Below are 14,201 nucleotides of genomic sequence, written 5' to 3' on the forward strand. Positions count from 1 at the left end.
CACACCGATCACCCGGTTCCGGGTCAAACCCTTCGCCTTCGCGGTACGCACATAGTCCGCCCGAAGATTCTCGACCACCGACGTGCGGGTCAGCCGCGAGTAGGTGGCCAGCGACCCGGTGCCCAGCACTATCGCGGGCAGCAGGAGCGCGTAGAACGACGGGTTCGCGCCCGCGGTCGGCGGGAACAGGCTGATCTGCACGCCGAGGAAGAGCTGCAGCAGCGGGGCCAGCACGACGATCGGGATCGAGATCAGCACCAGCGTGATGATCAGCGTGATGTTGTCGAAGATGCCGCCGCGACGGATGCCCGCGACCACGCCGGCCGTGATGCCGATCAGCGCGGCGAAGACCACGGCCATCAGCGCGAGCTGCGCCGTGACCGGCCAGGACTGCCAGAGCAGGTCGCCGATGTCGCGGCCGACCAGCGTCTTGCCGAAGTCGCCGGAGATCAGGTTCTTCATGTAGTAGCCGTACTGCACGATGAACGGCTCGTTGAGGTGGTATCGCTCGGTCAACGCCTGCCGGACGTTGTCCGCGATCGGCTTCTCGCCCGCCAGCGCCTGGAGCGGGTCGTCCTGGTTGGCGAACATCAGCGCGTAGACCACGAACGTGGCCCCGAAGAACGTGAGCACGCCTTGGAGCAGGCGCCGCACGATATAGCGAATCACGTAAGGAAACCCCCAGGAGAGGGCGACGCGTCCCCTGGGTCAGGGGGAGGACACGCGCTTTGGAGATAGAGGTGTGGCGGCATCACCGGCCTGTTGGACCGGTGACGCCGCCACCGTCACGCCCAGCTGGTCAGCTGACCGCTTCGACCTTGAGAAGATCGACCCGCTGGAACAGGTCGATGTTCACGTTGCGCACCTTGGACGAGGTGCCGTAGTTGTTCTGGCCGAAGCGCAGCGGGATCACCGGCATGTCGACGGCGAGGAGATCCTCGGCCGCCTGGTACTTGGTGATGGCCGCGTTCTCGTCAGCCGCCTTGGTGCCCTCGGTGACCAGCTTGTCGAACTCCGGGTTGCTGTACCCGTAGTAGTTCGACGAGCCCTTGGTCGTGAAGATCGGGCCGAGGTAGTTCTCCATGGACGGGTAGTCCATGACCCAGCCCATGCGGAACAGGCCGACGTCCTGCTTCGCCTTGACCTTGGTGAGCAGGTCCGCGAACTTCGCCTCGGCCACGCCGGTGCACTCGACACCGAGGTTGGTCTTCAGCTGGTTGCAGGTCGCGTCGACCCAGTCCTTGTGGCCACCGTCGCCGTTGTACGAGATCTTGATCGTCTTCGGGCCGCCGGCCGCGGTGTACTGCGTCTTCGCGCTGGCCGCGTTGAACTGGCAGGAGGCGCCGCAGGTGTCCTCGCGGTACCCGCCGACGACCGGCGAGACGAAGGAGCGGGCGGACTGCTGCGAGTTCTTGAAGATCGACTTGATGATCTCGTCCCGGTCGATCGCCATGGAGATCGCCTTGCGAACCTCCGGCTTGGCGAAGTCCGGCTGGAACGTCGGGAACGCCAGGAACTGGAACGTCGACGCCGGGCTGGTCGCGTAGCGGTCACCCAGGTCGGTCGGCGCGTTGCCCATGTTCTCGGTCGGGATCGTGACGATCACGTCGAGGTTGTCGGCCAGCACGTCCGCGTACGCCGCGGTCAGCTGCTGGTAGATCCGGAACTCGACGCCGGCGATCTTCGGCTTGGTGGCCGGGTACGCGTCGTACGCCGTGACCTCGATCTTGGCGTCGTGCTGCCAGGTGCCGTTCATCTTGAACGGGCCCTGGCCGATGATCGCCTCTTCGAAGCCGTCCGCGAGCACGCCCTCGGCCGACCAGGCCGCGGCCGGCAGCGGGTAGAACGCGGTGTAGCCGAGCATCGTCTTGAAGTCGACGTACGCCTCGGTGAGCGTCACCGTGAAGGTCAGGTCGTCGACCTTGGCCAGGCCGGTGAGCTTCTTCGCCTTCGGCTCCGGCGCCTTCTGCGGGCCGTCCTTGTCCGGGTCCTCGGACTGCAGGTCCGCGTATCCCTTGACCTTCTCGAAGAAGTACGAGTTGTTCTGCGCGCTCGGCGCGTAGGCCCCGTAGTTCCAGGCGTTGATGTAGCTGTCGGACGTGACCTTCTCACCGTTGTGGAAGGTGAAGCCGTCCTTGAGCTTGATCGTCCAGACGGTGTTGTCCGTCGAACTGACCGACTCGGCAGCGTTCTCGACCGGCTTGTTCTCGGCGTTGTAGCTCACGAGCGGTGTGAAGAGCGACGCCAGTACCTGCGACCCGGAGGTCTCGTTGGTGTTGGTCGGGATCAGATGCTGCGGTTCGGAGATCTGGATCGAGACCACCGCGGACGTGTTGCTCTCGGCCGCATCGTCGCCGCCTTGGCCGCACGCGACCAGGCCGAGGGACGTGACGACGGGGAGAGCGGCCAAGGCCGCGAATCTGCGGACCTGCATGGAGCCTCCTTGTTTCCTAACGCTGCGCAGCTTCGCCCCTGTGTGAGTAACGCTGAGCAACGTCCGGGCAAAGGTAGGGCGGGTCCGTCCCTCCAACAAATCGGTGCATTGCGGAGGCCTGCTCTGGCACGCCTTCATCGATTTGCGTTATCCCTGCTCACCCTGGTAGCAGCCGCGACAATCACCCAAGTGGTTAATAGGCATTATGCACCATTATTCGGACTAATCGGCCCGGTCTGGAAGGGTTGAACCAACGCGAAGTTGCTGCCCAGCTGACCGTTTTGTAACCACAACGAAGCTCACAGTGTGGGAAGTCCCACAGTCGAGGTTACATAGCGTTAAGGGCGGGAAATCTACGCAGTGTCACGTACGGGCGGTGTTCGGCGGCTTACTTAACGATCATTGGACCGCCGACGGCAACACGTAACCCGATTGATACGGTCGGGAAAAACCGCCTCGTCCAGAGAAGAGTGATCGCGACATGGGCAAGAAGGTCACCGTCGTCGGCGCCGGGTTCTACGGTTCGACGACCGCGCTACGCCTCGCCGAGTACGACATCTTCGAGACCGTCGTCCTCACGGACATCGTCGAGGGCAAGCCGGAGGGGCTCGCGCTCGACATGAACCAGTCCCGCGCGATCGAGGGCTTCGAGACGAAGATCGTCGGCCAGGCCACCGGCAAGAACGGTGAGGGCTACGAGGCGATCGAGGGCTCCGACGTCGTCGTGATCACCGCCGGCCTGCCGCGCAAGCCCGGCATGAGCCGGATGGACCTGCTCGAGGTGAACGCCGGCATCGTCCGCGGCGTCGCGGAGAACGTGGCGAAGTACGCGCCGAACGCCGTCGTCATCGTGGTCTCCAACCCGCTGGACGAGATGACCGCGCTGGCCCAGATCGCCACCCAGTTCCCGAAGAACCGGGTGCTCGGCCAGGCCGGCATGCTCGACACCGCGCGCTTCACCAACAACGTGGCCGAGGAGCTGAACGTGAAGGTGAGCAGCGTCAAGACGCTCACGCTCGGCTCGCACGGCGACACCATGGTCCCGGTCCCGTCCCGCTGCACGGTCGACGGCAAGCCGCTGGCCGACCTGCTCCCGGCCGACAAGATCGAGGAGCTCGTCGTCCGCACCCGCAACGGCGGCGCCGAGGTGGTCGCGCTGCTCAAGACCGGTTCGGCGTACTACGCGCCGTCCGCCGCCGCCGCGCGCATGGCCAAGGCCGTCGCCGAGGACTCCGGCGAGGTGCTCCCGGTCTGCGCGTGGGTCGACGGCGAGTACGGCATCTCCGGCGTCTACCTGGGCGTCGAGGCCGAGATCGGCGCCGAGGGCGTGAAGAAGGTCGTCGAGACCGCGCTCACCGACACCGAGCTGGCCGACCTCAAGAACGCGGCCGAGGCCGTGCGCACCAAGCAGGCCGACGTCGCGTCGCTCTGACGTGGTTGACGGTGATGCCGGGCCTCGCTGCTGAGGCCCGGCATCACCGTTTTCATGATCAGAATCCAGATCAAGATCTGGATTTCCCGCTTCCGGCGTGGTCCGGTTCCGCGCGCTCCCGCGGCCTCGGATCCGTGGGTGGTCACCACGACCCCGTCGGGGCTGCCGATCACGCCCGCAGCGGAAGGCGTCTTGGTCGTCGTGGACGTCGTAGATCGGCAGCCGCCGTGCGGATCCTCGGTTTGCCCACCGGGCGCGTCGCGGCCGGTGCTTGACTGATGGGGGTGTGCCGAGCAGGCGAAAAGTCGTTGCAGTACGCTCGTACTGCTTGAGAGTCCACAGTTCGCGAAAGGGCACAGCCCCCGAGAGGAGCGCCGGCGGATGGCGAAGATCAAGGTAAACAAGCCGGTCGTGGAGCTCGACGGCGACGAGATGACCCGGATCATCTGGAAGCAGATCCGTGAGCAGCTGATCCTGCCGTACCTCGACGTCGAGCTGGAGTACTACGACCTGTCCGTCGAGAAGCGCGACGAGACGAACGACCAGATCACGATCGACGCTGCGAACGCGATCAAGACGCACGGCGTCGGCGTCAAGTGCGCCACCATCACGCCGGACGAGGCGCGGGTCGAGGAGTTCGGCCTGAAGAAGATGTGGCGCTCGCCGAACGGCACGATCCGCAACATCCTCGGCGGCGTCGTGTTCCGCGAGCCGATCATCATGTCGAACGTGCCGCGTCTGGTGCCGGGCTGGACCAAGCCGATCATCATCGGCCGTCACGCGCACGGCGACCAGTACAAGGCGACCGACTTCGTGGCGCCCGGTCCGGGCACGATGACCGTCACGTTCACGCCGGACGACGGCTCCGCGCCGATGGAGTTCGAGGTCGCCAAGTTCCCCGGCGGCGGCGTCGGCATGGCGATGTACAACTACGACGACTCGATCCGTGACTTCGCGCGGGCCTCGTTCCGCTACGGCCTGTCCCGGAACTACCCGGTCTACCTGTCGACCAAGAACACGATCCTGAAGGCGTACGACGGCCGCTTCAAGGACCTGTTCGCCGAGGTCTTCGAGGCCGAGTTCAAGGACGAGTTCGCGAAGGCCGGCATCACCTACGAGCACCGCCTGATCGACGACATGGTCGCGGCGGCGATGAAGTGGGAGGGTGGCTTCGTCTGGGCCGCCAAGAACTACGACGGTGACGTGCAGTCCGACACCGTGGCGCAGGGCTTCGGCTCGCTGGGCCTGATGACCTCCGTGCTGATGACGCCGGACGGCAAGACCGTCGAGGCCGAGGCCGCGCACGGCACGGTCACCCGGCACTACCGGCAGTGGCAGAAGGGCGAGAAGACCAGCACCAACCCGATCGCCTCGATCTACGCCTGGACCCGGGGCCTGGCCCACCGCGGTCTGCTGGACGGCACGCCGGCCGTCACCGAGTTCGCGAACACGCTGGAGCAGGTCGTCATCGACACCGTCGAGGGCGGTCAGATGACCAAGGACCTGGCCGCGCTGGTCGGTCGCGACGCGCCGTGGCAGACCACGGACGAGTTCATGACCACGCTGGACCAGAACCTGGCCAAGCGCCTCGGCTGACATTCCGACAAAGGCCCGTATCCGTCCGGATGCGGGCCTTTGTGCGTATTTGGGATAAAAGTGCGTTTAGTGGCGTATCTGCCGGGTAACCCAGGTCGTTTCTCTGTGTAGACGAAGCACGGTCACACTCCGAGCCGTCCCTTCCCTCGTGCGGGAGGCCCTGTCCCGGGCCTCCCGCACACCCCGCCTTCCGCCCGGATCACCGGATCAGAGCGCGACCTCGCGCAGCGCGGTGGCGGCCTGCTCCGGCGTCACGTCGTTGATGAAGACGCCCATCGCGGACTCGGACCCGGCCAGGTACTTCAGCTTGCCCGGCGCGCGCCGGATGCTGAACAGCTGCAGGTGCAGGTAGCCCAGCTCACGGCCGTCGTTGACCGGTGCCTGGTGCCAGGCCGAGATGTACGGCATCGGCCCGTCGAACAGCCCGTCGAAGCGCTTCAAAATCTCCAGGTAGATCGTGGCGAACGCGTCCCGCTCCGCCGACGTCAGCTCCGGGATGTCCGCGACCCGCCGGTTCGGTGCCAGGTGCACCTCGAACGGCCAGCGCGCGGCCGCGGGCACGTATGCGGTCCAGAACTCGTTCGCCGCCACCACCCGGTCGCCGGCCTTGATCTCCGCGGCCAGCACGTCCGCGTAGAGGTTGCGCCCGGTTTTCTCGAAGTGCCGCTTCGAGGCAGCCTGCATGGCCACGGTCTTCGGCGGCAGGAACGGGTACGCGTAGATCTGCCCGTGCGGGTGGTGCAGCGTCACACCGATCTCCACGCCCCGGTTCTCGAAGCAGAAGACCTGCTCGATGCCGGGCGTCGCGGACAGCTCGGCCGTACGGTCAGCCCACGCGTCGACGACCAGGCGCACGCGTGACGGCGGCAGCGCGGTGAACGCGGTGTTGTGGTCCGAGGTGAAGCAGACCACCTCGCACCGCCCGAAGCCCGGCTTGATCGGCACCAGGTCGGTGATCGAGTCCCCGGGCGAGTCCACGGTCCGCGCGCTGAACGACGGGAACCGGTTCTCGAACACGACCACGTCGTAGTCGCCCGGTATCTCGGTCTGGAACGCGTCCGTCGACGGGTCCAGCGGGCACTCGTTGGCCGGCGGCAGGAACGTGCGCGTCTGCCGGTGCGCCGCGACCGCCACCCACTCGTCGGTCAGCGGGTCGTACCGCAGCTGGGACGCGGCCGGCGGCGGGGGCAGCTCGCGCCGGTCCACCGTCTCCCGGACCGCGTCGTCGGTCTCGTCGAAGTAGATCAGCTCGCGGCCGTCCGCCAGCGTGATCGGGGTGCGCTTCATGATGCTTCCACCACTCGTAGGTCCGAAACGTAATCTGCCAGTACCGCCCGCGCCTGGTCGGGCAGACCGGCGTCGGAGATCAGGGTGTGTGCCTCGCCGAGCGTGGCGAAGGAGGAGATGCCGACCGTGTCCCACTTGGTGCCGTCGGCCAGCACCACCAGCCGCTCCGCGGCCTCGACCAGCGCGCGGTTGGTCTCGGACTCCTGCAGGTTCGGCGTGGTGAAACCGGCGCGCTCGCTCATCCCGTGCACGCCGAGGAAGACCAGGTCCAGGTGGAGCGAGCGGATCGCGGCCACGGCGACCGGGCCGACCAGCGCGTCCGACGGCGTGCGGACGCCGCCGGTGAGCACCACGGTCGAGTCCGGTCGGCCGGCGCGGTAGAACACGTCCGCGACCGGGATCGAGTTCGTCACCACGGTCAGCGACGGGATGTCGGTCAGCCGGTTGGCCAGCTCGACCGTGGTGGTGCCGGCGGACAGCGCTATCGCGGTGCCGGGCCCGACCAGCGTGGCCGCCTCCACCGCGATCGCGGTCTTCTCCGGGCGCTGCTGCGCGGACTTGGCCGCGAAGCCGGGCTCGTGCGCGGAACCGGGCAGTCCCGGCGTGGCGCCGCCGTGCACCTTGGCCAGCAGCCCGCGATCGGAGAGCAGGTCCAGGTCGCGGCGGATCGTCATGTCCGAGACGCCGAACTCCGCGGCCAGCTCGCTGACCCGGGCGCCGCCGGCGGACCGCACTCGCTCCAGGATCGCGGCCTGTCGTTGCTGAGCCAGCATCACGCCTCCCGCAGCACGACGACGCCGCGGCCCGGCACCTCGGCCGGACCGGTCCAGGCCGTGCCGGTGAGCAGGTCCGTGCCGCGCGCGTCGACCACGGCCGGGCCGTCGCCGTGGTTGAGCAGGAACAGGTAGGCGTTGCCGCCCTCGTGCCGCCGCCGCACGGCCTCGACCTGCGCCGGGACGTGGTGCGTGACCGGCGCGCCGGTCGCGGCGGCGAGCAGCGCCTGCAGAGAGGAATCGTCGAGCCGCGTCCCGAGGTACCACGCCTCGCCGAAGCGGGTGATCGCCGGCTCGCCCGCGACCGGTCCGTCCAGGTAGGACGCGAGCACGGTGGCCTCGGTGACGGACAGCTGCTCGGTCCAGACCGCGGCCGAGGACCCGTCGTCCAGCGCCACGCTCGCGCCGGCCGGCAGCGGGAAGTGCTCCTCCACCCGTACCCCCAGAAGGTTGTGGAATGCTCCTGGCAACGGCGCCGGGCGGATGTGGTCGTTGCGGTCCGCAAGCCCGCTGTACGGCCCCACGATCAGTGTGCCGCCGGCCGCGCTGTAACCCGTGATGTTCGCGATCGCGTCGTCGTCGGCCAGGTAGAGCGAGGGCGCGAGGACCGCGGTGTAGCGGCTCAGGTCCGCGGCCGGGTGCACGAGGTCGGCCGCGATGCCGGCCCGCCAGAGCGCCGCGTGCCAGCGCTTGACCTCGTCGAACGCGTGCAGGTCGGTGCTCGGCTGGTTCGGCGCCTCCTGGGCCCAGCCGGACGAGTAGTCCAGCAGGATCGCGACGTGCGCGACCACCCGTGAGCCCTCGACCTCGGCCAGCCGGCCCAGCGCGCCGCCGAGCGCGACCACCTCGCGCCAGATCTTCGACGCGGTGCCGGCGTGCGGCAGCATCGCGGAGTGCCACTTCTCCGAGCCGGCCCGGCTGGCCCGCCACTGGAAGAACATCGCGCCCTCGGAGCCGCGCGCCACGTGGCCCAGGCTCTCCCGCAGCAGCGCGCCCGGCGCCTTCGCCAGGTTGCGCGGCTGCCAGTTGACCGCGCTGGTGGAGTGCTCCATGAGCAGCCAGGACCCGCCGCCGGCCAGGCCGCGGGTGGCGTCCGCCGCGTAGGCGGTCTGCGCGGCCGGCGGCGTCGGGTGCTCGGCCAGCACGTAGTGATCGTTGGAGATCACCGGCATCTCGCGCGCCCACTGCCAGTAGTCGAGCTCGTAGCAGCTGGCGGCCATCAGGTTCGTGGTGATCGGCACGTCCGGCGAGACGCGGAGCAGCACGTCGCGCTCGGCCGTGAAGTTCGCCAGGTGCGCGTCCGAGGAGAACCGGCGGAAGTCCAGCAGCTGCGTCGGGTTCGACGACGTGACGGTGGCGCGCGGCGGTTGCACCTGCGCCCAGTCCGTGTAGGTCTGCGACCAGAACGCGGTGCCCCAGGCCGCGTTCAGCGCGTCCAGGCCGGTGTACCGCGCGCGCAGCCAGTCGCGGAACGCGTCCGCCGAGGTCTCGCAGTAGCAGCGCGCGTTGTGGCACGCGTACTCGTTGTGCACGTGCCACATGGCCAGCGCGGGATGATCCTTGTAGCGCTCGGCCAGCTTCTCGACCAGATCAAGGGCCTTCCGCCGGTACGCCGTGGAGCTCGGACAGAACGCCTGACGACTACCGTAGGTGAGCGTGCGGCCGTCCGCGTCCACCGGCAGCGACTCCGGGTGCGCGACCGAGAACCACGCGGGCGGGGACGCGGTGGCCGTGGCGAGGTCGACGGCGACGCCGCCGGAGTGGAGGATGTCCATGAGACGGTCGAGCCGGTCGAACTCGTACCGGCCGTCGGCCGGCTCGAGCCAGGCCCAGGCGAAGATGCCCAGGCTGACCACGGTGACGCCGGCCTCACGCATCAGCGCGACGTCCTCCGCCCAGACGCTCTCCGGCCACTGCTCGGGGTTGTAGTCCCCGCCGTAGCTCAGTCCGTTCACTCTGGGTGCCAGCCGTTTGGACACTCCACCTCCCGGGTCAGGTCAACGCTTCCGCACTAAAATCAACAGAAACGAACATACCCCGGTACGGTGGCGAACGAGAAGAGCCTTCTCCTTTAAATACCCCGGCCGTGTCGGTGCAGCGTGGCCAGCACGTTCTCCACCTTGACCGCGCCGGTCATCGCGGCCAGCGCGATCGCGGCCCGCGGCTCGCGCCAGTTCGCCCGGACCGCCTCCTTCGTCCAGCGCCAGGCGTCCGGCCGGTTCCCGGTCGCGGCGGACCAGCAGGCCAACTGGCCGTAGACCCGGGCCGCACCGGGCGCGCAGCCGGAGATCTCCGGGTGGCGGGACATCATCCAGCGCAGCGACGAGATCTTGGTGCCGTACTCGTAGGCGTAGTGCGAGCTGCGGCCCCACAGCACCCGGACCAGCGGCTCGTCCACGTGCACGATCGGGGAGCGGCGGGCGGCGCGCAGCAGCAGGTCCCAGTCCTCGTTCTGGCTGCCCGGCGCGTCCTCCGCGACCAGGCCGAACCCGTGCTTGCCGATCAGCGCCTCGCGCCGGATCAGGAAGCTCGACGAGTGCAGCATCGCCATCCGCGAGCGGGCCAGCTCCTGCACGGTCACCCGGTCCTGGCCGGCCAGCCGCGCGTTCAGCCGCCCGTCGAACTCCACCTGCATGCCGCAGGTGACGAACTCCGCCTGCGGCTCGGTGAGCAGCGCCGCGACCTGCTTGCGCAGCTTCGCGGGCGTCCACTGGTCGTCGTCGTCCAGGAACGCCACCAGCTCGGTGTCGAGCGCGGTGATGCCGGTGTTGCGGGTGCCGGCCAGCCCGGGGGTACGCCAGTTCGCCAGCATCAGCACCGGCGGGCCGCCGGGCGAGGCCAGCGAGAAGTCCGGCTCGGTACCGTCGAACACCACGATGATCCGGATCTTGCCGGGGTAGTCCTGGGCGCGGACCGAGTCGACAGCCTTGCGCACCAGCTCGGGGCGACTGCGGGTCGGGATCACCACGCCGACCGTGGGCCAGCTGGTCACGAAATCTCCTTATATCCGTATTTATGGAGCATGGGGGCGCAGACGGCGCCGACCAGCGCGCGCTGCCGGGGCGGGAGCGCCTCCCGCCAGGCGTCGTCGCGGCGCAGCGGCACCCGGCCGACCGTGAACCGCATCGGGTTGCCGGCCGCGCTGTGCCCGGTGCGCAACTGGGCCGCGTCCGTGTCCACGAAGTCGAGATCCTCGTCGTGCAGCGGCAGGCCGGCGTGGGCGGCCAGCCGCCTCAGCTCCGCGCGCGGGTCGGCGAGCAGCTGTTCGTACCGGAGCCGGATCGTGGGCACACCCCTGCGTGCCAGCAGGCCGAACGCGGCGTTGTGCGCGGTCCAGAGCAGCGCGGACCGGCCCGCGGAGTAGCGCGTCATCTGCGCGGCGCCGTCCGTCTCCGGCCGGTCCACCGACTTCGTCCAGGAGTACGCCACGCCGCGCGGATCCCGCACCACGTGCGCCACCCGCAGGTCCAGCGCGGGCGCCCAGCGCAGGCAGTACGCCAGCGCGCTGTGCTTGGACGAGTCGACGAGCACCTCCGCGCCCGCGGTGAGCGCGGCCGCCTCGTAGATCGCGGTGTAGAACGACGTGTACTCGACGACGGCCGCGCGCAGGCTCTCCGGGAGCGTGCGTCCGGCCAGGCGCGGGATGTGGCGGGTCCGCTCCACGGTGGCGCGCAGCCGCGCGATCCGGTCCACGTCGACGTGCTGCCAGCCGCCGAACGCGGCCTCGCCGATCTCCCGCCAGAACGTGCAGGCGGAGAAGCGCAGGCCGCAGCCGCAGCGCTCGTCGTCCCGGAGGTCGCGTTGCCAGAGGTGCACCACCTCGCCGAGCGCGCAGATCCCCGGCAGCTCACCGAGGAGGCGTTCTACGAGAGTTGTCCCACTTCGCCCCAGACCGCCGAGAAAGAGTACCCGTGCCACTTTCACCACTTTCGGTCGTTTCGTTTAGTAACGAGTGATCGAGCGTGGGGGAGTGCTTACGGTGCGCGTCGTCCTTGACGGGACGGGCTTCGACCCGGTCACCGAGTCACAGGTGGTCAGGCACGTCCGTCACTCGCTCGAACGGGGTGAGGGCGGCCGCATCGTGACCCCGAACGTCGACATCCTCCGCCAGGCCCGGACCTCGGCCGAGGTCCGCGACCTGCTCTCCATCGCGGACCTGGTGGTCGCGGACGGCATGCCGCTGGTCTGGGCCAGCCGGCTCGCCCGCACGCCGGTCCCGGAGCGGGTGGCCGGCTCCAGCCTGATCTGGTCGCTCTCCTCCGGCGCCGGCGACGACGGCCGCTCCGTGTTCCTGATCGGCGGCGCGCCGGACGACGACGCCAACGGGGCCGAGCGCGCCGCGTCCCGGCTCGCCGCCGCCTGCCCCGGCCTGCGCATCGCCGGCTGCCTGAGCCCGTCCTACGGGTTCGAGCGCCGCCCGGCCGAGCTGGAGGCGGTCTGCCGCGAGGTGGTCGAGGCCAAGCCGGACCTGGTCTACGTCGGCCTGGGCTTCCCCAAGCAGGAGTGGGTCATCTCCGCGCTCACCGACTACCTGCCGTTCACCTGGTTCCTGGGCTGCGGCGCCGCGATCAACTTCGTGGCCGGGGACGCGCGTCGGGCGCCGGGCTGGATGCAGCGCTCCGGTCTGGAGTGGCTGCACCGGCTGGCCGGCGAGCCCGGCCGGATGGCCCGCCGCTACCTCGGCCACGACGCGCCCTACGCGATGCGGCTGCTGGTCGGCGCGATGGTGGGACGGGTGCGCTAGCCCCGCGGCTTCGTGCGGCGCGGCGCGGCCGGCTGGTTGAACCACGGGTCCCTGGTCAGCTCCGCGAACGCGTCGAACGCGGGTTGGTCGCCGGTCAGCCGGAACTGCTTCCGCGGGCCGTTCCCGTCCGGGTTCGACTCGAAGTAGCAGACGCCCTTGATCTGCGGATTCGCCTTGAACAGCCGGGTGGCGTCGCGCAGCCAGGCGGCCCGCGCGGCCGATCCCCACGCGGCGGCCACGCCGTACTCCCCGATCAGGATGGGTTTCGGCCGTTGCGCCGCCCAGCGCAGGAACGGGTCCAGCAGATCGCCGAGCGAGCGGAAGTCCTCGCCGGCGTAGACGTCCACGCAGGTCCAGTCGACCACGTCGTCGCCCGGGTAGAACGCGGGCGCCTCGCCGCTCTCGAAACCCTCCGAGGTCGGGCACCACACCCAGGACGCGTTCCGGGCGCCCTGCGCGTCGAAGATCCGGCGCACGTGCCGCCAGGCCGCGACGTAGTCCTCGCCGGACCACATGGACGGCCGCAGATTCGGCCGGTCCATCTCCCAGCGGAACCGCAGCAGCACCGGCCGCTTCACCGTCGCGATCCGGCGCGCCTGCGCCTGGATCAGCTCGTCGTGCTCGCCGGACGTGATCGACCGGGTGTCGCCGGACGCCCAGCTCAGCATGAGCGTCGCACCCTCGTCGATGAACTCCAGATCGGTCTCCGACCCGAACTTCTCGTCCCATTTGCGGTACGTGTGGACGATGTCGAGATCCCGGCCGAGCCGGTTCTCCAGCCCGTCGATCGCCTCCCGCCGGCCCGGCTGGCTGATCACCGCGGGCTTCACCCAGGCGCCGAGGTAGGCGCCGGTGGACGGCACCCGGATCGGGCCGGCGTCATAGGGGCCGGCGTCCACCGCGATGGCCGGCGGCGGCCCGTTCAGGTCCGGGGACGGCGTCGGCTCGGGCGCGGGGTCCTTCCCGGGGGTGCACGCGGCGACCCCCATCGAGATCACCAGCGCCAGCGCCGGGAGCCACCGCCGCGCATCCTGGAGCCGCCACGTGCGCTGAGGCTGCCCCGTGTGCTGAAGCCGCCACGTGCGCTGAGGCTGCCCCGTGTGCTGAAGCCGCCACGTGCGCTGAGGCTGGCCCGTGTGCTGAGGCCACCGCGCGTGCTGAGAACGCCCCGTGTGCTGGGGCCACCGCGTGTGCTGAGGTCGCCGCGTCACGTGCGCCGGGCCGTGTAGAGGACGTTCACCGCGACTCCGGACAGGAACGGGAGCCGGGCCGCGACCCGGTCCACCAGCCGGGCGAGCGTGCGGACGCCGCGCCGCGCGTAGACCGACTGCGGGAACATGCTGAAGCCGCGCCGCTCCACCACCTCGAAGCCGTGCCGGGTGAAGAGCGCGCGCACCTCCGCGTCGGACAGCTCCGCGAACCAGCGCTTGCCGGACCGCCGCCGGGCCGCGAGGTGCCGCAGCGAGTGCCGGTTGCCGTGGTTCTCCACGACCAGCAGGCCGGACGAGGGCGTGGGCAGCGCGGCGGCGGCGAATTCGAGCAGCCGGTCGCGCACCGACTCGTCCACGTTGAGCAGCAGGCGGAACGACGTGACCAGCACCGGGCCGTCCTCCAGCGCGGGTGCGGGCACCGGGCCGTCCTCCGCGATGCGGTGCAGCCGGGCCGCGGTGCCGACCGCGCCGGCCTTGGCCAGCATCTCGGCCGACGTGTCGTAGCCGTGGGCGCCGCGCACCACGCCGTGCAGCAGCCGGATGGCCCGGCCGGTGCCGCAGGCGAAATCATGCTGGATCGGCCGGCGTACCGGGAAGGAGCGCTTGATCAGATCCCGGAGGTACGCGCGCTGCCGCTCGTTGATCGCGGACCCGTAGCTGTCCGGCGCGTACGTGACCGTCTCGTACTTCTCGACCGCATCCGCGTTCTGAAACACTGAAGCAT

At 69.6% G+C, this 14,201-nt stretch carries 12 protein-coding genes; 3 read left to right on the plus strand and 9 right to left on the minus strand.

The features are described 5' to 3' along the window. Both OP04_RS10820 and OP04_RS10825 read right to left on the minus strand, forming a co-directional pair. Positions 1-669, minus strand: a 669-nt coding sequence (locus OP04_RS10820) for an ABC transporter permease (protein WP_033339803.1), incomplete at its 3' end; no start/stop codon positions are given. Between the two features lie 130 nt (positions 670-799). After that, positions 800-2,434, minus strand: a complete 1,635-nt coding sequence (locus OP04_RS10825; RefSeq protein WP_033339477.1) for a peptide ABC transporter substrate-binding protein — start codon at positions 2,432-2,434, stop codon at positions 800-802. A gap of 481 nt (positions 2,435-2,915) precedes the next feature. Here OP04_RS10825 and mdh point away from each other — a divergent pair, with 481 nt between their 5' ends. Both mdh and OP04_RS10835 read left to right on the plus strand, forming a co-directional pair. Continuing rightward, positions 2,916-3,866, plus strand: a complete 951-nt coding sequence (gene mdh / locus OP04_RS10830; protein WP_033339478.1) for a malate dehydrogenase — start codon at positions 2,916-2,918, stop codon at positions 3,864-3,866. Between the two features lie 381 nt (positions 3,867-4,247). After that, positions 4,248-5,462 carry an NADP-dependent isocitrate dehydrogenase gene (locus OP04_RS10835; protein WP_033339479.1) on the plus strand — a complete coding sequence of 405 codons (1,215 nt, stop codon included), beginning with the start codon at positions 4,248-4,250 and terminating at the stop codon, positions 5,460-5,462. Positions 5,463-5,669: 207 nt separating this feature from the next. Here the strand turns inward: OP04_RS10835 and galT are convergent, their stop codons facing one another. The 5 genes from galT to OP04_RS10860 form a co-directional block, all read right to left on the minus strand. Next, a complete protein-coding gene (gene galT, locus OP04_RS10840; RefSeq protein ID WP_033339480.1) occupies positions 5,670-6,749 on the minus strand; it encodes a galactose-1-phosphate uridylyltransferase in 1,080 nt (359 codons plus the stop codon). Then, a complete protein-coding gene (locus OP04_RS10845) occupies positions 6,746-7,522 on the minus strand; it encodes a DeoR/GlpR family DNA-binding transcription regulator (RefSeq protein ID WP_033339804.1) in 777 nt (258 codons plus the stop codon). The genes galT and OP04_RS10845 overlap by 4 nt, the downstream gene beginning before the upstream one ends. After that, the gene (locus tag OP04_RS10850) at positions 7,522-9,501 is read right to left on the minus strand and encodes a beta-galactosidase (protein WP_157239615.1); all 1,980 of its coding nucleotides are present in this window, start codon (positions 9,499-9,501) and stop codon (positions 7,522-7,524) included. The genes OP04_RS10845 and OP04_RS10850 overlap by 1 nt, the downstream gene beginning before the upstream one ends. A gap of 92 nt (positions 9,502-9,593) precedes the next feature. After that, complete coding sequence (locus OP04_RS10855) at positions 9,594-10,514, minus strand: glycosyltransferase family A protein (protein ID WP_033339481.1); 921 nt, start codon at positions 10,512-10,514, stop codon at positions 9,594-9,596. Then, a complete protein-coding gene (locus OP04_RS10860) occupies positions 10,511-11,440 on the minus strand; it encodes a sulfotransferase family protein (protein ID WP_033339482.1) in 930 nt (309 codons plus the stop codon). Before OP04_RS10860 ends, OP04_RS10855 begins: the two co-directional genes overlap by 4 nt. 61 nt (positions 11,441-11,501) lie before the next feature. Here OP04_RS10860 and OP04_RS10865 point away from each other — a divergent pair, with 61 nt between their 5' ends. Next, on the plus strand, positions 11,502-12,266 hold the full coding sequence (locus OP04_RS10865) for a WecB/TagA/CpsF family glycosyltransferase (RefSeq protein ID WP_232323543.1): 765 nt from the start codon (positions 11,502-11,504) through the stop codon (positions 12,264-12,266). Here OP04_RS10865 and OP04_RS10870 read toward each other — a convergent pair. Then, positions 12,263-13,255 carry a glycoside hydrolase family 26 protein gene (locus OP04_RS10870; RefSeq protein ID WP_051797755.1) on the minus strand — a complete coding sequence of 331 codons (993 nt, stop codon included), beginning with the start codon at positions 13,253-13,255 and terminating at the stop codon, positions 12,263-12,265. The two genes, OP04_RS10865 and OP04_RS10870, sit on opposite strands and share 4 nt — an antisense overlap. Before the next feature lie 218 nt (positions 13,256-13,473). Then, positions 13,474-14,193: a class I SAM-dependent methyltransferase gene (locus tag OP04_RS10875; RefSeq protein WP_232323544.1), complete on the minus strand. Its 720-nt coding sequence runs from the start codon at positions 14,191-14,193 to the stop codon at positions 13,474-13,476. Positions 14,194-14,201: the final 8 nt, after the last annotated feature.

This window comes from Catenuloplanes japonicus (genome assembly GCF_000717135.1).
Taxonomy (GTDB): domain Bacteria; phylum Actinomycetota; class Actinomycetes; order Mycobacteriales; family Micromonosporaceae; genus Catenuloplanes; species Catenuloplanes japonicus.